The 21,110-nt window shown below is 36.1% G+C and carries 18 protein-coding genes and 1 pseudogene; all 19 read right to left on the bottom strand.

Annotated features, from left to right (window positions below):
• Positions 1-211: 211 nt before the first annotated feature.
• A pseudogene (locus NYE52_RS09100) lies at positions 212-3,130 on the bottom strand (PolC-type DNA polymerase III); the annotation flags it as partial.
• 155 nt (positions 3,131-3,285) lie between these two features.
• Positions 3,286-4,992: a proline--tRNA ligase gene (locus NYE52_RS09095; RefSeq protein WP_341192782.1), complete on the bottom strand. Its 1,707-nt coding sequence runs from the start codon at positions 4,990-4,992 to the stop codon at positions 3,286-3,288.
• Positions 4,993-5,108: 116 nt separating this feature from the next.
• Positions 5,109-6,374, bottom strand: coding sequence for an RIP metalloprotease RseP (gene rseP, locus NYE52_RS09090; RefSeq protein ID WP_341192781.1), 1,266 nt, complete (start codon positions 6,372-6,374; stop codon positions 5,109-5,111).
• Between the two features lie 15 nt (positions 6,375-6,389).
• Entirely contained in the window at positions 6,390-7,532 is a 1,143-nt protein-coding gene (locus NYE52_RS09085; RefSeq protein WP_341192780.1) for a 1-deoxy-D-xylulose-5-phosphate reductoisomerase, read from the bottom strand.
• A 38-nt stretch (positions 7,533-7,570) separates the two neighbouring features.
• Positions 7,571-8,362, bottom strand: a complete 792-nt coding sequence (locus NYE52_RS09080; protein ID WP_341192779.1) for a phosphatidate cytidylyltransferase — start codon at positions 8,360-8,362, stop codon at positions 7,571-7,573.
• Positions 8,363-8,379: 17 nt separating this feature from the next.
• The gene (locus NYE52_RS09075; RefSeq protein ID WP_341192778.1) at positions 8,380-9,156 is read right to left on the bottom strand and encodes an isoprenyl transferase; all 777 of its coding nucleotides are present in this window, start codon (positions 9,154-9,156) and stop codon (positions 8,380-8,382) included.
• A 512-nt stretch (positions 9,157-9,668) separates the two neighbouring features.
• On the bottom strand, positions 9,669-10,226 hold the full coding sequence (gene frr, locus NYE52_RS09070) for a ribosome recycling factor (protein ID WP_341192777.1): 558 nt from the start codon (positions 10,224-10,226) through the stop codon (positions 9,669-9,671).
• Positions 10,219-10,950, bottom strand: coding sequence for a UMP kinase (pyrH, locus tag NYE52_RS09065; protein ID WP_341192776.1), 732 nt, complete (start codon positions 10,948-10,950; stop codon positions 10,219-10,221). The genes frr and pyrH overlap by 8 nt, the downstream gene beginning before the upstream one ends.
• A gap of 83 nt (positions 10,951-11,033) precedes the next feature.
• Positions 11,034-11,918, bottom strand: coding sequence for a translation elongation factor Ts (tsf, locus tag NYE52_RS09060; protein ID WP_341192775.1), 885 nt, complete (start codon positions 11,916-11,918; stop codon positions 11,034-11,036).
• Positions 11,919-12,117: 199 nt separating this feature from the next.
• A complete protein-coding gene (gene rpsB, locus NYE52_RS09055; protein ID WP_031534537.1) occupies positions 12,118-12,819 on the bottom strand; it encodes a 30S ribosomal protein S2 in 702 nt (233 codons plus the stop codon).
• A gap of 150 nt (positions 12,820-12,969) precedes the next feature.
• A complete protein-coding gene (locus NYE52_RS09050; protein ID WP_341192774.1) occupies positions 12,970-13,533 on the bottom strand; it encodes a hypothetical protein in 564 nt (187 codons plus the stop codon).
• Between the two features lie 9 nt (positions 13,534-13,542).
• Entirely contained in the window at positions 13,543-13,854 is a 312-nt protein-coding gene (locus NYE52_RS09045) for a hypothetical protein (RefSeq protein WP_341192773.1), read from the bottom strand.
• 19 nt (positions 13,855-13,873) lie between these two features.
• Positions 13,874-14,638 carry a FliA/WhiG family RNA polymerase sigma factor gene (locus NYE52_RS09040; RefSeq protein WP_341192772.1) on the bottom strand — a complete coding sequence of 255 codons (765 nt, stop codon included), beginning with the start codon at positions 14,636-14,638 and terminating at the stop codon, positions 13,874-13,876.
• A 581-nt stretch (positions 14,639-15,219) separates the two neighbouring features.
• Positions 15,220-15,717: a chemotaxis protein CheD gene (locus NYE52_RS09035; protein ID WP_341195143.1), complete on the bottom strand. Its 498-nt coding sequence runs from the start codon at positions 15,715-15,717 to the stop codon at positions 15,220-15,222.
• Positions 15,710-16,351 (bottom strand): chemotaxis protein CheC, encoded by a 642-nt coding sequence (locus NYE52_RS09030; RefSeq protein WP_341192771.1) that lies wholly within the window; start codon positions 16,349-16,351, stop codon positions 15,710-15,712. The genes NYE52_RS09035 and NYE52_RS09030 overlap by 8 nt, the downstream gene beginning before the upstream one ends.
• A 2-nt stretch (positions 16,352-16,353) precedes the next feature.
• Positions 16,354-16,830 carry a chemotaxis protein CheW gene (locus tag NYE52_RS09025; RefSeq protein ID WP_341192770.1) on the bottom strand — a complete coding sequence of 159 codons (477 nt, stop codon included), beginning with the start codon at positions 16,828-16,830 and terminating at the stop codon, positions 16,354-16,356.
• Positions 16,831-17,025: 195 nt separating this feature from the next.
• Entirely contained in the window at positions 17,026-19,089 is a 2,064-nt protein-coding gene (locus tag NYE52_RS09020; protein WP_341192769.1) for a chemotaxis protein CheA, read from the bottom strand.
• A 21-nt stretch (positions 19,090-19,110) separates the two neighbouring features.
• Positions 19,111-20,220, bottom strand: a complete 1,110-nt coding sequence (locus NYE52_RS09015; RefSeq protein ID WP_341192768.1) for a protein-glutamate methylesterase/protein-glutamine glutaminase — start codon at positions 20,218-20,220, stop codon at positions 19,111-19,113.
• 11 nt (positions 20,221-20,231) lie between these two features.
• Entirely contained in the window at positions 20,232-21,110 is an 879-nt protein-coding gene (locus tag NYE52_RS09010) for a MinD/ParA family protein (protein ID WP_341192767.1), read from the bottom strand.

Genomic DNA, 21,110 nt, shown 5'->3' with positions numbered 1-21,110 from the left:
TATTAGGGTCTTGCCTCACCAATATGTGTTAGGGTAAACTTCAGCCGACTTTAGCGGGCTTCAAACGAGTTCAACTATTTACATTGTCTCCTTCGCTTGCCGCAGATTCAGTGAGTGTGTTTCAAGGCGTTACCCTATCATTCCACACTTTGAGTTATCAGTTCTCCTAGCAAAAGCTAGTGACCAATCTTTTCAATTGATAACGTGGCGCACTCAAATCAATATCAGGAACCTTATCTCCTTTAAATCCAAGGAAGGTTTCAAACGGAATATCATGGCCATCTTTCTTCAAACGAGCCCCACAATTTGGACAATTCTTGTCAGGCAAATCAAACCCAGAACCAACAGAACCATCATTAAAGAACTCTGAATATTTACATTCTGCACAAATATAATGAGGCGGAAGCGGATTAACCTCGGTTATCTCTGTCATTGTTGCTACAAAGGAAGAACCAACGGATCCACGGGAACCTACTAAGTATCCATCATCTAATGATTTCTTCACGAGTTTATGCGAAATCAAATAAATAACGGCAAATCCATGTCCAATGATACTTTTAAGTTCTTTTTCTAAACGAGCTTCTACGATTTCAGGAAGTTCATCCCCGTAAATTCGTCTAGCCATTCCATAACTCATTTCACGCATTTCTTCTTCTGAGCCTTCAATTTTAGGTGTATAAAGATCATCTTTGATTGGTTTAATGACATCAATCATATCAGCGACTTTATTTGTATTTGTGACGACTACTTCCTTTGCCTTTTCTTTGCCTAGGAAGCTGAAGCAGTCTAACATTTCATTCGTTGTTCGAAAATGCACATCTGGAAGCTTATGGCGGTTAAGTGGATTCGCTCCACCTTGTGAGCCAACTAAAATTTCTCGATAAATCTTATCATTTGGATTTTGATAATGGACATTTCCTGTTGCGACAACAGGTATGTCTAATTTATCTCCTAGCTTTACGATATTACCGATTATTTCTTCTAACGCTTTTTCATCTTGTACAAGCTCCATTTCGATTAAATGAGCGTAAACCTCTTTGGGCATTACTTCTAAATAATCATAAAATGGGGCAATATCTTCTACTTCCTCCGGAGCCTTTTGCATCATTGCTTCAAAGACTTCCCCTTTATCGCAGGCTGAGCCTACTAGCAAGCCTTCTCTGTATTTTTGCAGTACAGATCTCGGAATACGAGGAACACGATAGAAGTAATTAATATGGGCAATTGATACGAGCTTAAATAGATTTTTTAAGCCAACCTCGGTTTGCGCAAGGACGGTACAGTGATAAGGACGAGCTCTTTGGTACGCATTTCCCTGCCCCATATTATCATTTAATTGATTATGATTAAGAATACCCTTTTCAGAAGCATCCTTGAGCATTTTCAAAGCAAGATACCCTGTTGCCTCGGCATCATAAATCGCACGGTGATGCTGGGTTAATTCGATATCAAATTTCTTTGCTAATGTATTCAACCGGTGATTTTTCATTTCCGGATATAAGAATCGACCTAGTTCTAATGTATCGATGACCGCATTTGTCGATTTAGGCAGCCCCGCCTTTTGATAGCCGACATTTAAAAAGCCAACGTCAAAGGATGCATTATGGGCAACCAAAATACTATCCCCTGTCCACTCTGCAAACTTTCGTAAAACGATATCAATTTCAGGTGCACTTTCTACCATATCATCGGTTATTCCCGTTAAATTAATCGTTGTTGCAGAAAGGCGATGATGTGGATTCGCAAAGGACTCGAACCGATCAATGATTTCCCCGTCATGAATCTTTACTGCGGCAAGCTCTATAATCGTATTATAGACAGCAGAAAGTCCTGTCGTCTCTACGTCGAACACGACATATGTAGCATCCTCTAGCACTATATCCTTAGGATTATAGGCAATCGGAACTCCGTCGTCTACTAGATTCATTTCAACTCCGTAAAGAATTTTTACATCGTTTTTCTTTCCAGCACCAAATGCTTCTGGGAAGGATTGAGCAACAGCGTGATCTGTAATAGCAATCGCTTTATGCCCCCATTTTTTCGCTTGTCCAACAAGCGTAGCAACAGAGGAAACAGCATCCATTTGACTCATCGGCGTATGAAGATGTAACTCTACTCGTTTTTCATCCTCTTTCGCTGTATCTTTTCGTTCGACAGGTTTAATCTCATTTAAATCATTCCCAATCATCACTAAATCGCGAACGAAGGTATCATTTTGAATACTTCCACGTGCTCGAAGCCACATGCCCTTTTTAACTAATTGGAAAAGCGCTGCATCTTCTTTATCCCGTGAGAACATTTTCACAAGAATAGAACTTGTGTAGTCTGTTATTTTAAAGGTTAGAAGCGTTCGCCCACTACGAAGCTCTTTCGTTTCTGCAAAAAAGACATATCCTTGAACCGTTACACGTCTTTCTTCATCCAATATCTCTTCCATGCGACGATAATCACTATCATCCTTAATCGTTAATCCGATTGTTAATGGACCACTCGGAACCGGAGAATCACCAGCTTCTTTTTCCGCTTCCATCTTCTGAATGTCTAATAAAGCTTGCTTTCCTCTTTCCTCATCCTCTTTTTGCTTAGCGAGTAAAAATTGTTCATACTCTGAATTTGATTTTCCTTCTGCTATTTCTGTATCTAAACTCATTACTGGAAAACCAAAATACTGATAGGCATCGGTAATTAGGTTAGCATATTTTCGTTTAATCGCTAAACCTTCCATCTCATTTCTAACTTGAATGGTTAGCTTATTCCCATTAAATTGAGGCACTTGCTCATTTAATAGCTTTAACAACGGTGGAGATATTCCTTGCATCTCCTCAATACAAGCTGACCAATAGTCACGAATTAATACATCTGTGACGATTCCATTTCTTACTCGAATATCATACGTAATGGTAGCAATATGTGAAAAGCTACTTTTTAACTTTGCAGTAAATAATTGATAGACTTGAAATGGAATGATATCGTCAAATAAAAAATGAAAATGCCATTTTTTGGACCGCTTTTCGACAACAATTTTTTCAATGCTTGCGTTGCGAAAATGGGAAACATATTGATCGTCCGTTAATTGCAATTGTTGTAGCAAAATCTGGAAACGATCTACTTTCCCCTGTATATCACTCATTTATGTCGCTCCTTCCAATCTTGCTAAAATCTATAAAAATTATTATAGCACAGAAAATCTGTTCTTTTACTTAATGCAGTTTAGCATACAATCGAATACACAAAAAGAAAAAGATTTAGCCAATTGCTAAATCTTTTTCTTTTATCTTTTTCAAATTATCCCTCTACTTGCGTTAAACGAAGGATGGTTGCTACAAGCTCACTTTCATGAACTTCTAGCATTTCTCCTGTACTTCTTACTTTCACTTCGACAATTCCTTCAGATGCTTTTTTCCCAACTGTTATACGAATTGGCAAACCAATTAAATCAGAGTCAGCAAATTTCACACCAGCACGCTCTGCACGGTCATCAACTAAAACGTCAAAACGATTTGCTTTTAATGAAGCATATAATTTATCTGTTAATTCATTTTGTGCTTCGTCTTTTGTATTGACAGTGATTACATGCACATCGAATGGCGCTACAGCGTTCGGCCAAACAATTCCTCTGTCATCATTAAATTGCTCCACAATTGCCGCCATCGTTCTTGATACACCAATACCATAGCAACCCATGATAAGTGATTGACTTCTACCGTTTTCATCTAAATATGTCGCCCCCATCGCTTCACTGTAACGAGTACCAAGCTTAAAGACATGACCTACTTCAATTCCTTTAGCAAAAGTAATTGTCCCTTTTCCATCTGGTGAAAGGTCTCCTTCTTGAATAAAGCGAATATCTGCATATTGATCGACAGTAAAATCACGTTCTGGATTCACATTCACAAAGTGAAAATGCTCTTCGTTTGCCCCACAAACACCATTAACGATTGCTTTCACAGCGTTGTCTGCAATTACTTCGACATCTTTAGCGTTTATTGGTCCTAATGAGCCAATCTTGCTTCCTAATACTTTTTCTGTATCAGCATGATCTGCCAATTCTACCATATTTGCCTCTAATAAGTTTTTCACCTTAATGTCGTTTACTTCATGGTCACCACGAACTAATACTAGAACAAATTTTTCATCTACTTTAAACAATAAAGACTTAATGCATTTTTCTGCTGCAACGTTTAAGAAAGCAGACACTTCTTCAATTGTTTTTTTCTCTTTTGTTTCCACTTTCTCTAAACCTTTTACAGGCTCGTCCGCTTTTTCATAAGTGTTAACAACAGGAGCCATTTCAATATTTGCAGCATAATTGGATTCTGTTGAATACGCAATAGTATCCTCCCCAACATCAGACAACACCATAAATTCATGCGTATCCTTTCCACCCATTGCACCACTATCTGCGATAACTGCACGATAGTTTAAACCGCAACGCTCAAAGATATTGCAATACGCTTGGAAAATAGCATCATAAACTTCTCCTAAGCTTTCATGAGAAGAATGGAAACTATAAGCATCCTTCATAATGAACTCTCTACCACGTAAAATACCAAAACGAGGTCTTTTCTCGTCTCTGAATTTCGTTTGGATTTGATAAAGCGTAAGCGGTAGTCGTTTATAGGATTTTACTTCGTCACGAACTAAGCTTGTGATTACTTCTTCATGGGTTGCCCCTAATGCAAATTCACGGTTATTACGATCTTTTAGACGCATTAATTCTGGTCCGTATGTAAACCATCTACCAGATTCTTGCCATAATTCAGCATGCTGCAAAGCAGGCATTAATAATTCTACCCCACCTGCTGCATCCATCTCTTCTCGAATAATTTGCTCAATTTTCTTTATTACTTTGTTTGCTAATGGTAAATAGGAATAAATACCACTTGCATTTTGTCTAATAAAACCAGCTCTTAATAATAACTGATGGCTTTTAATATCTGCATCTGCCGGTATTTCTTTTAATGTTGGAATTAACATTCTACTTTGCTTCATCTATGATTGCACCTCTAATATTTTTATATATTTATTATTGTTGTTACAGCAGGTACGAAAAAACTTTTCCCCACAAAATAACATTCCCCTTTTCAAAAGGGGAATGAAAAAGTACCCTACTGTATAAAGAATCGTTGGATATCATTCCAAGTAACGACAATCATTAATAGCATAAGTAAGGCGAAGCCAATAAAATGGACTAAACCTTCTTTTTGTCGGTCAATTGGTTTTCCGCGAACTGCTTCAATAGCAAAGAATAGTAGTCGTCCACCATCCAATGCTGGCAATGGAAGTAAATTCATAATCCCTAAGTTAATGCTTAGAACAGCCGCCCAATTCATGAGAGAATAGACTCCTGATTGAGCAACAGTATCCGTTGATTGGTAAATAGCTACGGGACCTCCTAAAGCATCAATCGAGAATTGACCTGTTACTAGTTTACCGACTGCACCAATAATATTTTTTGTCCATGTATAGGTCTGTGTCGCACCAAATTGAATCGATTTTAATGGTGATTTTTCCATTGGATTATAGACACCCACTAACCCAATCGTTTTCCCCTCAACTTCCGTTTCCTTTGGTGTTACATCAACGGTCATTTCTTGTCCATCACGTTCAATTAAAAATTCTAGGTTTTCGCCTGGACTCTTTTGGATGATAGAAACAACGTCTTCCCATGAGCCAACCGATTTGCCATCAATACTTATTACATTATCGCCTTCGTGTAACCCAGCACTAATTGCCACTCCGTCATCTGTTAGCTTTCCAAGCTTTGCTTCATTTGTAGGAATTCCTTGTAATAACGCAATTAAGATGAAAATAAAGAAAGCTAATACAAAGTTCATCGCAGGACCTGCAAAAATAGCGAGTGTTCGTTGTCCTAATGATTTGCTTGCAAATTGACGGTCATATGGTGCAATCTGTGTCTCAACGCCATTTTCAACTATCATAGCATCTTTTTTAATTGGAAATACTAGAAGGTTTTCTTCTGCTTCTTCCTCTACATATCCTTTAATAAAGAGCTTATGTTCTAAATCAGCATCCTCTACATTAATGACACGAGCATTTGGATACTTTTCTTTATTATTAATAATGATTTTGGTTACTTCTTCTTTATCATTAAGAATTAAGCCAACTCGATGACCAGGCTTAATATCAACGAGCTCAGGGTCTTCCCCTGCCATTCGAACATAGCCTCCTATTGGGAGAAGGCGAATGGTATAAACGGTTTCCCCTTTCTTTAATGAAAGAACTTTAGGTCCCATTCCAATTGCGAATTCACGACATAAAATACCTGCACGCTTAGCTAATACGAAATGCCCTAATTCGTGAAAAAATACTAATGCACCAAAAATGATGATAAAAGCTATAACTGTATACAAAATTTAACCACCTTTTTATAGAAGTGTGCTTACTCTTTTTCTTGTTTCTAAGTCAACCTCTTGGATCACTTCAAGACTAGGGTTTAGTATATTCTGATGACTATTTAGCGCTTTTTCAATTAAGTCTTCAATTTGCAAAAAGCTAATTTCCCTATTTAAAAACTTTTGTACAGCCACTTCATTTGCTGCATTAAATACGGTCGGTAAACTACCACCTGCTTTTCCAACTTCATAAGCAAAGTGAAGACATTTGAATCTCTCAAAATCCATTTTCTGGAAATGTAATTTTCCGATAGTAGCTAAATCTAATCGCTTGCCAGTTGCTGAAGGTAGACGCTCCGGATAACTAAGTGCATATTGGATTGGTATCCGCATATCTGGTGTACCTAATTGAGCAATCACACTGCTATCATGAAATTCCACCATGGAATGAATGATACTCTCTTTATGTAGTAATACATCTATTTTCTCATATGGAAGTCCAAATAACCAGTGTGCTTCTATAACTTCCAACCCTTTATTCATCATTGTCGCAGAATCAATCGTAATTTTTGCACCCATTGACCAGTTTGGATGATTCAATGCATCTTCCACTGTTACTTGCTCTAAGTCTGTTCTGCTTAGGTCTCGGAAACTGCCCCCCGAGGCAGTAATTACGAGGCGATCAATATTCTTTTGGTTTTCCCCTTGTAAACATTGGAAAATTGCCGAATGTTCGCTATCGACTGGCAAAACAGGAACATTATATTTTGCAGCAGCTTCCATCACAATATGCCCCGCTGTTACTAATGTTTCCTTATTTGCAATCGCTATAACCTTTTTTGCTTCAATCGCTTGTAATGTTGGATGAAGACCAACGCTTCCAATTACAGCATTTACTAGAATGTCCGCTTTATCGAATACAGCTACTTCCATTAACCCTTCCATTCCATAGCTAAACTGGATGGTCGGAAAGCTTTGCTTTAGTTGCTCGTAATCACTTTTTTCTGAAACAGAAACAAGTGATGGTCTAAATTCTTCGATAATCTTTTTTGTAAGTTCTATATTTCTACCTGATGAAAAGGCAACTAATTCAAACATATCAGGATGATTTTTAATAACATCCAAGGTTTGGGTTCCAATCGAACCAGTAGCCCCAAGCAAACTAATATACTTCACTACCTCACTCCTACACCCATTATTTCCTACTTTTTATATTAAATTAAATCAAGAAATCGTTCAAAGATAAAATAAAGAAGTGGCCAGACAAAAATAAGGCTATCAAATCGATCAAGAATCCCACCGTGTCCTGGCAATAAACTACCAGAATCCTTCACATCATAATGACGTTTTAACGCTGATTCTGTTAAATCCCCAATTTGTCCAAAAATAGATAAGATAATGGTAGTAAAAGCAAAGCCTATAGACCATTCTATGTAGCCAAATACACTAAATAGAACTCCTACCACTAAAGCACTAATAATTCCCCCAACAAATCCTTCGACTGTTTTATTCGGACTTATTTCTGGCCATAATTTCCGCTTCCCAATTGCTTTTCCTATAAAGTATGCACCAGAATCTGTTGCCCAAATGATAAATAAGGAATAAATAAGATACGCTAAATGCGTTTCTCTAATTTCAATGAAGAAATGAAATCCAGTTCCTATGTAAATAACAGCTAATATGGAAAAAGCGACTTCGTCAAATGTAAATTTATTTTTAGAAAAAACCATATAGGTTAAATACAACAAAACAGCGATTAATCCCATTTCTAATTTTGTCATATTTAAGGAAGCTACATAATGATTAGGTAGTACAATCATCCAAACAGTAACTAAAGAAATCATTCCCGGAACGGAAAGAAACGGGATTTTTCTCATCCGAAACATTTCAAATACGCCGATTCCGACTAATAGAAAAGTGAAAAGCACCAATGGTAGCTTCCCTATTAAAACGAACGGCAAAAATACGGCTATTGCAATAATTGCTGTAATTATTCTTTGCTTCATCTCTAAACCAACTCTCTTCAGACGCCACCGAAACGACGTTGTCTGTTTTGAAATTCTTCCATTGCTTCAATTAAATGTAGTTCACTAAAATCCGGCCATAATACATCTGTAAAATAAAGCTCCGAGTAGGCAATTTGCCAAAGCATGAAATTACTTATTCTTATTTCCCCACTTGTGCGAATTAGTAAATCCGGTTCGATGATTTCCCCTGTCATTAAATACGAGGAAAACATTTCATCTGATAGCTTATCTATCTCTATTTTTCCCGATTGACTGTCTTTTACAATACCTTTCACTGCATCCAATATCTCAGCTCGAGAACCATAGTTTAAGGCAAAGTTTAACTGAAGACCTGTATTATGCTTTGTTTGTTCCACAGCCCGATTTAAGGCATTTAGGGTAGATTCTGGCAATCCCTCTGTATAACCAATTGCCGTTACTCGAACATTTTTTTCAATCAATTCTGGCAAAAATGTACCAAGAAATTGCTCGGGAAGGGATAAAATATAATCTACTTCCGATTTTGGCCTTTTCCAATTTTCTGTTGAAAAAGCATATAAAGTTAACACTTTAATTCCTAAATCATTTGCGACAGTTGTAATACGCTTTACGCATTTCATTCCTTCATGATGTCCGGCGATTCTTGGCAATGTTCTTTTCTTCGCCCATCGACCATTTCCATCCATGATAATCGCAACATGCTCTGGAATTTTCCGCATTTTAAGTGCTGATACACGGTCTTGGAAATTAGAAGAAACGGATTTCTTCTTCCATAACCTTATTTTGTTAAACATAAAATAGCTCCTCCAAAATAGATCCCTTTCGTATCCTACTATTAACAGTGATTATATGTATACAGTAAATGCACCCATCTGTATCTGTTTATATTCTCTACTAAACGATTATCATCATGATAACTATTGCAATAATATAAGGATCGACTTTTCTATTAAATTCTTCTTGTCCAATAAAGCTATCCAATTATAGGATAACACAATAAGTTCCCTTTCTATATTATAGGAAAATAGTCAGCTTAAGCAACTATGAATTAAAAAACTCACTAGTTTCAGTTGTTTTATGGACAGAGAATTAATATTTTGGACAATACTTCTCTTTATTTTAAGCTGTTTTCATAAAGTTTGTCGCTACTCATTTATTTTTCTATCGAATAAACTGCAATCTGTAGAAAACTGCCATTCTTTCTAATTAGATGAAGAAAAAACCCCCTATAAAAAAGTAGAGGGTTTCATTCATATAACTATTTAAGAGAATACACCAATTTATCATAAAAAGACTAGAAAGAGAATTATACTTCTAAAATTTCTTTTTCTTTCTCTTTCGCTAACGCATCGATTTTACTGATGAATTCATCTGTTAATTTTTGAATATCATCATTATGACCGCGAAGAGCATCTTCTGTGATTTCTCCATTTTTCTCTAATTTCTTCAAATCATCATTACCGTCTCTACGAATATTACGAACAGCAATTTTCGCTTCTTCGGATTCTTTTTTCACATTCTTCACTAATTCCTTACGACGTTCTTCTGTCAGCATTGGAATAGAAAGGCGGATAACACTACCATCATTTGAAGGATTTAAACCAATATCCGATTTAAGAATTGCTTTTTCAATATCCCCAAGAATTGTTTTATCATATGGTTGGATAACAAGCAATCTAGCTTCTGGTACACTGATACCAGCTACTTGATTGATTGGTGTTGGCGCACCATAATAATCTACTGTGATTCGGTCTAAAAGGGAAGCATTGGCTCTACCAGCACGAATACTTGCAAGCTCACGTGAATAACTTTGAATCGCTTTATTCATTTTTTCCTTTGTATTAGCAATAACTTGTTTAGGCATTATTTTTCCCCCTCACGATTGTTCCGATTGTTTCCCCCATTACAGCTCTCTTAATATTACCGTTTTCCATAATAGAGAACACGATTAACGGAATGTCATTATCCATACATAATGATGAAGCAGTTGAATCCATTACAGCTAGACCATCTTTAATCACATCAAAATAAGTAAGCTCTTCATATTTTGTCGCAGCTTTATCCACTTTCGGATCTGCTGAATATACGCCATCTACATTATTTTTTGCCATTAAAATAACATCTGCTTCGATTTCTGCAGCTCTTAAGGCAGCTGTTGTATCTGTTGAGAAATAAGGGTTTCCAGTTCCTGCTGCAAAAATTACAACACGTTTCTTCTCAAGATGTCGAATCGCACGTCTTCTAATATAAGGTTCTGCTACCTGTCTCATTTCAATAGAAGATTGCACACGTGTTTCAATGCCCATTTGCTCCAAACTATCTTGAAGTGCCAATGAATTCATTACAGTAGCAAGCATTCCCATGTAATCTGCGTTCGCACGGTCCATTCCCATTTCTTCCCCGATTTTACCGCGCCAAATATTTCCGCCGCCAACTACTACAGCCGCTTCTACACCAAGATCTGCAACTTCCTTCACTTGCTGTGCTACGTTTTTGATTACGCTTGGATTAATTCCAAATCCAGCTTCACCAGCTAATGCTTCCCCACTTAATTTCAGAACAACACGTTTATATTTTGGATTACTCATGGAAACCTCCGCTATATTTGTAATATCTTGAAAAATAGGGAACACCATGGTGCCCCCTATGAAAACAATTAATCGTTCATTTATTATTTCTTGTTAACTTGGTTCATAACTTCTTCTGCAAAGTTATCTTCACGTTTTTCGATTCCTTCTCCAACTTCGTAACGAACGAATTCACGTAAAGTAGCACCCTTAGATTCTACAAATTGACGAACCTTTTGATCTGGGTTTTTAACAAATGCTTGATCAAGAACACAAACATCTTCAAAATATTTACTTAAGCGGCCTTCAACCATTTTCTCAACGATTTTAGCTGGTTTACCTTCGTTAAGAGCTTGTTGTGTTAATACTTCTTTCTCATGTGCCACTTCTTCTTGAGAAACTTGGTCACGAGAAACATATTTAGGGTTTAATGCAGCAATGTGCATTGCAACATCTTTCGCAGCAGAATCATCAGTAGTTCCTTCTAATACTGTAAGAACACCAATGCGTCCGCCCATATGAAGGTATGCACCAAATGCATCATTATCTGTTTTTGTTTTGATTTCAAAACGACGTAGAGATAATTTTTCACCGATTTTAGCGATTGCTGCATTGATATGAGCTTCTACTGTTGTACCTTCAGTAATGTTTGAAGTATGTGCTTCTTCTACTGTTGCAGGTTTAGTTGCTAATAAATGTGCAGCAAGTTCGTTCACTAAGTTTTGGAAACCTTCGTTTTTCGCAACGAAATCTGTTTCAGAGTTAACTTCAAGAATAATTGCTTCATTACCTTCTACTGCAATATAAGTTGAACCTTCAGCAGCTACACGATCTGCTTTCTTTGCAGCACTTGCAATACCTTTTTCACGTAAAAAGTCGATTGCTTTATCTAAATCACCATTCGTTTCAGTAAGTGCTTTTTTACAATCCATCATTCCAGCACCAGTTTTTTCACGTAGTTCTTTTACCATTTGAGCTGTAACAGCCATAGTAATTTGCCTCCTTAAGGTTTATGTATTATTTTTTTAACCATTTTATTTCACTTTTAAGCAGGATGCTTGAAAAAAAGGTGATAAGAGGGATGCTCTTTATCACCTTTTCCACAAGTCCCTAAACAAATACTTATTATCAATCAAGTTTATCTATTGATCCTAAACTAATTCGTATAACAAGTGATTTTGTTCTAATTTAAGCAGAAGTTACTTCTTCGCCTTGTTTAGCTTCAAGAATAGCATCTGCCATTTTTGCAGTTAATAATTTAACAGCACGGATTGCATCATCATTCGCAGGAATAACAACATCAATTTCGTCTGGATCACAGTTAGTATCAACAATACCAACGATTGGAATATTTAATTTATGAGCTTCTGCAACTGCAATACGTTCTTTACGTGGATCTACGATGAATAAGCAGTCAGGAATTTTCTTCATATCTTTAATTCCGCCTAGGAATTTTTCTAAACGCTCAAGCTCTTTGTTTAATTGAACTACTTCTTTTTTAGGAAGTACTTCGAATGTACCGTCTTCAGACATTCTTTCGATATCTTTAAGACGAGCAATACGTTTTTGGATAGTTTCAAAGTTAGTTAAAGTTCCACCTAACCAGCGTTGGTTTACATAGTATTGACCAGAACGGATAGCTTCCTCTTTAACTGAATCTTGTGCTTGCTTTTTCGTACCAACGAAAAGAACTGTACCGCCGTTTCCAGCTAATTCTTTCACATAGTTATAAGCTTCTTCAACCTTTTTAACTGTTTTTTGAAGGTCGATGATGTAGATACCGTTACGCTCTGTGAAAATATATTTTTTCATCTTTGGGTTCCAACGGCGAGTTTGGTGACCGAAATGTACACCAGCTTCAAGTAATTGTTTCATTGAAATAACTGACATGTTTTTTCCTCCTAATGGTTTTGATTTCCTCCGCTTTTTTCATTTTTAATCAAAACTGTAAATAATACAGCACCATTGATTAAATCCAAAAGCGTGTGTATTAACACCATGTGTTAATATAGCATATGTACTAGACACAATCAAGTATATTTACGAATTTTGTCTAAATTTAAGTAGAAGCTCCATTTCTGTCTTGCCTTTATTTAATGCTTTCGCTATTTCTTCGATACTCTTTCCATCTTCTTGCATTTCCGAAGCTAGTTCCACGATCGTTTTTTCTTTTGGCTCCTGTTCTGGCGGAAGAATTAAATTCAATAGCTCGTCCACATCCTCTTTTTCCAAAACATCCTCTTTTTTATTATTTTCTAAAACAGCAGGAGCGACATTTTTATATACGTTCAGCATGGCTTTATTCCCTTTTAATTCTTTCGGCTTAAATTCCATGCCGTTCGTATCATCCACTATCCCTTTTTCCTCTTGCCTATCCTCGTTGTCCTCTTTTGGTTGAAAAGAAATAAATTTATTTAAAAACAGTTCATTTTCTTCTTTTATTTCCGTAATAAAGGTAGAAATTACTTCTTCCATTTCTTCTATATTCTTTTTCTGTTCTTTTTCCATGCCAACAAACCGATTTTGCCTAAGATACAAGATCACAATACAAAATATCGCGATTAAATTTAATATAATACTTAAAAAAAGTAAAAAGTTAACCATTTCATCCCTCTATCCACTAAAGTCGATACTTAGTCCTTTATATGGGTGTATCGTGTGTTTTCTCTCTATTTCGACTAATTCTTTATCCTCTTCACTCCCTACATGTTCAATAAGATGTTTATCCTTATTTTTATTAGAAGTGACTTTTCCCTTTCCTTCTCCCTTTATGACCGTCGTTCTCTTTCTTTCCTCTTCTTTCCCTACTTCTTTAGAGGCGAATGCATACATTTGCTGATGTTTTTGATCCTGTTGTTCCTGAAGCTTTCCAGCATCATACGTTCTCGGTAGGGCAACTTGCATTTCTAAAGCTTTTAAACTCATATGCGTTCACCCAATTTCATTAAATTACTTTTTCTAAAGAATGTCTTAATTTAAATATAGCCTTAGAATGAATCTGCGAAATTCTTGAAGTGGATAAATTCATTACTTGTCCAATTTCGGTTAACGTTAATTCCTCTTTATAAAACAAACTAATTACTAGCTGTTCTTTATCATTAAGCTCCTGAATTTTTTCTGCCATTTCCTGCACTAATTCATCTTTTACTACTTTCTCCTCAGGAACTAAGGTTTTATCGTCTCGAATTGAAAAGCTTTGCGCCTCTTTCTCATCCCCTTCATTCATTTGCTCATCAATAGAAAGGACATTAGCAAAAAAGTGTTCATTCATCGTAGCATATACTTCTTCGACACTCGTACCTAATTCATCAGCAATTTCTTTAGCTGTGATATTTCTCATTAATTTTTGTTCCAGCTTTTCAATTGTTGCCTCAATTTTTTTTGATTTTTCTCTTGTACCTCTAGATAACCAATCCTCTTTTCGAAGGCCATCAATAATACTTCCTCTAATCCGAAAAGATGCATATGTATCAAACTTTAAATCTCTCTTTGGATCAAATCGTTGCAATGCATCATATAAACCCATCATTCCAAGGCTAGTTAGTTCATCGCGGGAAACACTTTTTGGTAATCCTATTGATATCCTTTGAACATGAAAACTTACTAAAGGCATATACTTTTTAATTAATTGGTTACCTGCCTCTTGGTCCCTCGAATTAGTCCACATTTCCCAAGCTTGCTTTTCTTCTGTTGTTGACTCATTGGCCATTAAATACCCTCCTCTAAAAACAATGAACACCTAACACTTTCATTTGAACTATTTCTGTCTATAAACATAAAACGTACGGGAGATATATGTATTCACTACCTTTATCCCCTTTTTGTACAAAAAAACCTACATTATCGTAATAATTTCATAAATCGACCAATATTAGATATACAAAGCTACCCTATCATTTTGGTTCATTCATAATAATAATGGCTAAACTACTTACCTAACCGAATTCATCACATGAAAGAGATAGCTATCCCACTTACTCTATTCGTCCTTCTTTATTTTTATCATTTACATTCCTATCCATTCAGCAAAAAAATAAGAATTGTAAGAAACAAATCGTAAATCTTTTTTTATGTATATATTTCACTATTGATTTTAGCAGAATACATGTTTTTATATCTATTCTTTCTAATTCCGACACTAAAATTAGGTACAAAGACTCAAGTTCATGTATCAATCTTTTAGAAACAGCAAAAAAAGACTAGCTTCTAATAAAGATTTCTCCTAAAAATAGGATTCTTTTTATTAGAGACAGTCTTCCTTTTTTGGTTCCATTTATTTCTTTTCTCACGCTAAATAATATGAATCCCTTTATTCACTGTACGAATTGTTAATTGATGGGTAACTGGGGAAAATTCGATTGTTCTTCCGCTATTTCCCCCTACATCTTCGCTCACTAATTTAATTTTTAATGCTTGCAGCGTATTTTTTACCGCTTCTACATTACGAGGACCAATCCTCATAATATCGCTTGTTCCATTAAACTGAAACATTTGCGCTCCACCGGCAATTTTTGCTAGTAACGTGCTTCTCTTTACCCCTAATCCTTCTAAACGCTCTACTAATTCTACAATCGCTGTATCTGCAAATTTAGCCTTATTTACGGTTCCTGACTTGGAAATAGATGCTTCTGGAAGCATAATATGTGCTAAACCAGCAATGGGTTTCATTGGGCTATATAATACGATACCGACACATGAGCCAAGTCCTGAGGTTCGAATCGTGTTAGGCGACTGTACCACATTCATATCAGCAATTCCAACCTTTATCACCGTAATCTGTTCAGTCACCATCTTTCACTCCTAATGACTGAAATAATGGGCTAAAAGAAGCTGGATCGGGCAACAAAAAGAAATGGCCGTTGACCGTATCAGAAAGCCTAATGTCTTCTCCCTTTAATTCCGTATTGATAACAATGGCATAGTCGCTCACTTGTGAATGTTCCACTAATCCATATGTAACAATTGCGCCAACCATATCAATGGCAAGCGCTGGAACGGATGGATACAAGGATAACTGCGTAAAATCAGATAAGGAGGATAAATAAGAACCAGATAATATATTTCCTAATTCCTGCAAGGCAGAGATAGATAGCTCATCATACGGAGGTGCTGCTAAGTTAACAGTAGAATCACCAATCATCTCTTGGACAAATTTAGTAGCTTGTTCTAACGGAAGAATAAAAAACATACTCCCTGGTATATCTCCTTCTATTCTTAAGAAGACCCCTGCCACAATATTATCGGCACCGCCTGCCATTTCCATCATTTCATCGAACGTAACAATTTGTACATCTGGTACCTTCATATCAATCTTTTTATTAAGAAGTTTCGATAAAGAAGTTGCAGCATGCCCTGCCCCAATGTTCCCAATTTCTCTTAATACATCTAGTTTGATTGAATCAAACTCATTAATATATCCCATGCTTACTCATCACTTTTATTATTAGAATAATTCCGTAAAATAGTTCGATCAAATACTTTTTCTAAGTCCACAAGAATTAATAAACGTTTATCAAGCTTTACTACTCCTTTAATATAATCAACTTCATCGCCACTAATAGTTTCAGGAGCTGGCTCATATAGAGAAGTATCGACATCTACCACATCATTAGCAGAATCTACAATAATACCTACTTCCATATCTTCTAACATAATGATAATGATTCTTGTGCTTTCTGTATATGGAATTTCTTCTAAATTAAAACGAAGTCGTAAATCAATAATAGGAGTAACAACTCCTCTTAAATTAATCACACCTTTGACAAAAGGAGCGATATTTGGAATTCTCGTAATATGCATATTTTTCTCTATGGACATCACTTCATTCACAGAAATAGCATATTCCTTGCCTTTTAATTCAAATATTATTAATTTTTCTTCTGTTGAAACTGCATCGCTCATTTCCTTTTCATCCCTCTCAAATTAACCTATCTGCATAGATAAGCGCAAGTTTATTCCTATCACCGTAGTAATTTAAAAATTTGCTTATGGCATAATTTTTTACCATTCCATTTATAAGCTTGTTAGGGTATAAGCTTACAAAAAGCTCGTTCTTATGGTTACACTTGCGCAAACATCTGTAGCTTTATGCTAGATTTATTTAATTAAAGCATTACAATCCATAATTAGTGCTACTTGTCCATCTCCCAAAATGGTTGCTCCAGAAATTGCATATGCACTTGAAAGGTAAGTTCCTAGTGACTTAAGTACAACCTCTTGCTGCCCGATAAATCCATCCACAACAAGGCCAGCTAGCTTCTCCCCTTTTCTAACGATCACGACAGAATAATAATCACTTTCCCCTTCAGTAGATGGTACATCAAAGATATCTTTTAAGAATAGCAATGGTACTACTTTACCACGGAAATCAATTACTGTCTGATTATGGGCAAGCATGACATCCTTTTTATTTACAATGGCAGTCTCAATGATTGACGACAATGGAATTGCATACTTTTCTGCTTGAATCTCTACTAACATAACGGAAATAATCGATAAGGTTAACGGCAATTGGATAGAGAATAGGGATCCTTTTCCTTCTTCGGATTCAATCGTAATCGAACCGCCTAACGATTCAATCGTATTCTTCACAACATCAAGTCCGACTCCTCGTCCCGAAATATCAGATATTTGGTCTGCAGTAGAAAAGCCTGATGCAAAAATCAATTCAGCAATTTGGGAATCCGTTAATGTTTTCGCTATTTCTGTTGTAACAATCCCTTTATTAATTGCTTTAGAAAGAACCTTCTCTTTATTAATTCCCGCTCCATCATCTTCTAGCTCAATAAAAACATGATTCCCGCTATGGTAAGCACGAAGAATCACTGTTCCTTCTTCGTCTTTATTATTCGCTCTTCTTACTTCAGGTGTTTCCACTCCATGGTCAAGTGCATTTCGGATTAAATGAACTAATGGATCACCAATTTCATCAATTACAGTACGATCAAGCTCGGTTTCTGCACCAACGATTTGTAAATCAATTTTCTTATTTAAATCACGGGCAAGCTGTCTAACCATTCTTGGGAAACGATTAAACACCGTCTCAACAGGAACCATCCGCATATTCAAGATAATATTTTGAAGATCCCCTGTGACTCTTGACATTCTCTCCACTGTCTCATGAAGCTCTTGATCTTTCAGCGTAGAGGAAATTTGCTCTAATCTTCCTCTGTCGATAACAAGCTCTTCGAATAAATTCATAAGAATATCTAAACGCTCAATATTAACACGAATTGTCTTATTTGATATTTTAGTAGCTGTTTGTTTCTCTGCTGGCTTCGCTACTGCAGGAGCAACATTTTCTGAAACAGGTGCATTTGTAATATCTTCTTGTTTAGATTCCACAACCTGATTGTCAATTTCAGATTGTTCTGGTTGCTTTACAGATTGACTATTTGCAAAAAATTCTCTTACATCTACTTTTTCTACTTCTGAAACTTTCATAATAGCCGTTTCAATTTTATTAGCTATTTCGTTGGATATTAGAGTTACCATAAAATCAAACTCGAATTTTTCTTCCTCAAGCTCTTCCACCGGAGGAACCGATTTTACAACTTCTCCTAATGATTCGAGCGCTTCAAAAATCATATATACTCTTGCAGCTTTTAATAAACAGTCACTTTTTAATGTAACGTTGATTTCGTAAGTGAAAAACCCTTGATCAGCTGATTGTTGTAATACTGTTGTTTCAAATTGATCATACTGATTTTCTCTTGTCGGAGCTTTTTCTGTAGCAGTAGCGGCTACCTCCGCCTCAGCTGCATTTTTTTGATTTAATGGAAGTCCTTTTTCGATTAGCACTAGCTTTTCAACAACTTCCTCTACATTTCTTTTTCCATCTCCACCACTAGCAATGGATTCTACCATCGCATCAAGATCATCCACAGCTAAGAAAATAACATCCAATATTTCTGGTGAAAAAACAATTTTCTTATTTCTTATAGCATCAAGTACATTTTCCATTTGATGGGTTAGACTTGCTAAGTCCTCATATCCCATTGTTGCTGACATCCCTTTTAAAGTATGGGCTGCACGGAAAATTTCATTAACTATTTGTAAATTTTCAGGATCTTTTTCCAATTCTAATAGATGTTCATTACATGCCTGTAAATGTTCTTTACTCTCTTCAATAAAAACTTCTAAATACTGACTCATTTCCACCTTGCTTCACATCCCTTGACGTTATACATATTTCATAATAGTTTCAGCAATATGATCTACCTTCTGAATTTCATCTATATAATTCGTGGCAATAGCGGTTTTTGGCATTCCAAAAACAATACATGTTTCTTGTGACTCTGCGATAGCTTTTAGATTGCCCTGGTTTGCTAATTTCTTTAAACCATCCGTGCCATCTGAACCCATCCCAGTCATAATAACTGCAACTTTTGCATAGGCTTTTAATTCGCTAACAGACTCAAACATTACATCAACAGATGGCCTATGACCATTTAGAGGAGCTGCTTCGTCCAATTCTATTGCTGTATGAACACCAACTGACTTCACCTTTAAATGCAAACCTCCTGGAGCAATATAGGCAACTCCATTACGGATAAGTTCACCATGTTCGGCTTCCTTTACCGTAATAGCCGATAATGTATTAAGACGATTTGCAAGGGAACGGGTAAATCCTGCTGGCATGTGCTGAACGACTAAAATTGGTGCTTCTATATCACCTGGTAAATTTGTTAAAACCTTTTGCAATGCTCTTGGACCACCAGTTGATGTTCCGATTACCACTACTTTTTTCATGGATTTCATCCAGTTATCAGAAACATCTATCTTTTTAACTATATTACTTTCCACATCTCTTGGTTCCATTTTACTATAAGAAGTTTGTGAAGTAATAGTCTTTTTTCCTTCAATCGAGAGATTTATTAATGTTTTCGGCTTTACAGTGCTTGCCAGAATAACTTTTTCTACCAATTCCTGTTTCACTTTATATAAATCTAGGGAAATAGAACCAGAAGGCTTTGTTATAAAGTCAATTGCTCCTGCTTGCATTGCCTGTATGGTACTTTCTGCCCCTACCTTCGTTGTACTGGAAAGCATAAGTACTGGTACAGGATGTTCATCCATAATTCTCTTTAAAGCGCTTAATCCATCTAAAACTGGCATCTCGACATCAAGTGTCACAACATCAGGAGTTAATTCCTTAATTTTCTTAATGCCATCCTCACCATTTCTAGCTGTACCAACAACGGTTATTCTCGTGTCTTCAGAGAGAAAATCAGTGATCAGCTTGCGCATAAATGCAGAATCATCAATAACGAGAACCTTTATTTGCTCCACTTTAAACCCAACTACCTTTCAAACAAAAACCTTTTTAATTTTGACACAAAGTTGTGACTATTATCTTGATAATATTCTGTAAACTGTTGTTTACCATATCTATCGGCAATTTCGCGCAAAGCTTTAGCTGCTTCCGATTTTTCATTAAAAAAGATAAAAGGAATTTGATTTCTTACAGCCTGCGACACATTCGAATCATCTGGAATATAGCCTAAATTAATTAGGTCCCGCTTCAGAAATTGTTGCACCACTTGGCGGAGCTTTTGCAATGTTTCCATTCCATCCCTTTTCGTAATTGTTCGATTAACGACAAGGTACAACGGAAGATCATTATTCCTCGAATGAATAAATTTCATCGCGGCATACGCATCTGTTATAGAAGTAGGTTCTGGTGTAGTAATGACAATACAATCATCAGCAGACAATATAAACTTTAAGGAATCCGTACTAATTCCCGCTCCCATATCAAGTAGTATATAATCATATTGACTTAACAGTACTTGAAACTGTTGAAAGAAGCTTTCTAGCTTCGCATCCTCGATATCTACAAAATCACTTAACCCAGAACCACCAGCTATATAATCTAATCCCCCAAAGCCTTTCGTAATAATATGCTCAAACCCTATATTATTTCTAAAAAAATCAACAATCGTAAAACGAGACTGCGTCCCCATTAAAATATCAATATTCCCCATTCCAATATCCATATCAATTAGTAATGTACGGTATCCTCGTTTTTGTAAGGTAAGGGCAAAATTCAGAGAAAAATTTGACTTCCCAACGCCGCCTTTTCCACTTATAATGGCTAACGTTTTATGCTTGGATTGACTTTTACGATTGGAATTCAATTGTTCAATTTTTTTTCTTAAGATAGAAGCCTGATCTGTCAT

The sequence above is a fragment of the Niallia sp. FSL W8-0635 genome (genome assembly GCF_038007965.1).
GTDB lineage: Bacteria > Bacillota > Bacilli > Bacillales > Cytobacillaceae > Niallia.
This window is presented reverse-complemented; position numbering and strand designations above follow the sequence as displayed.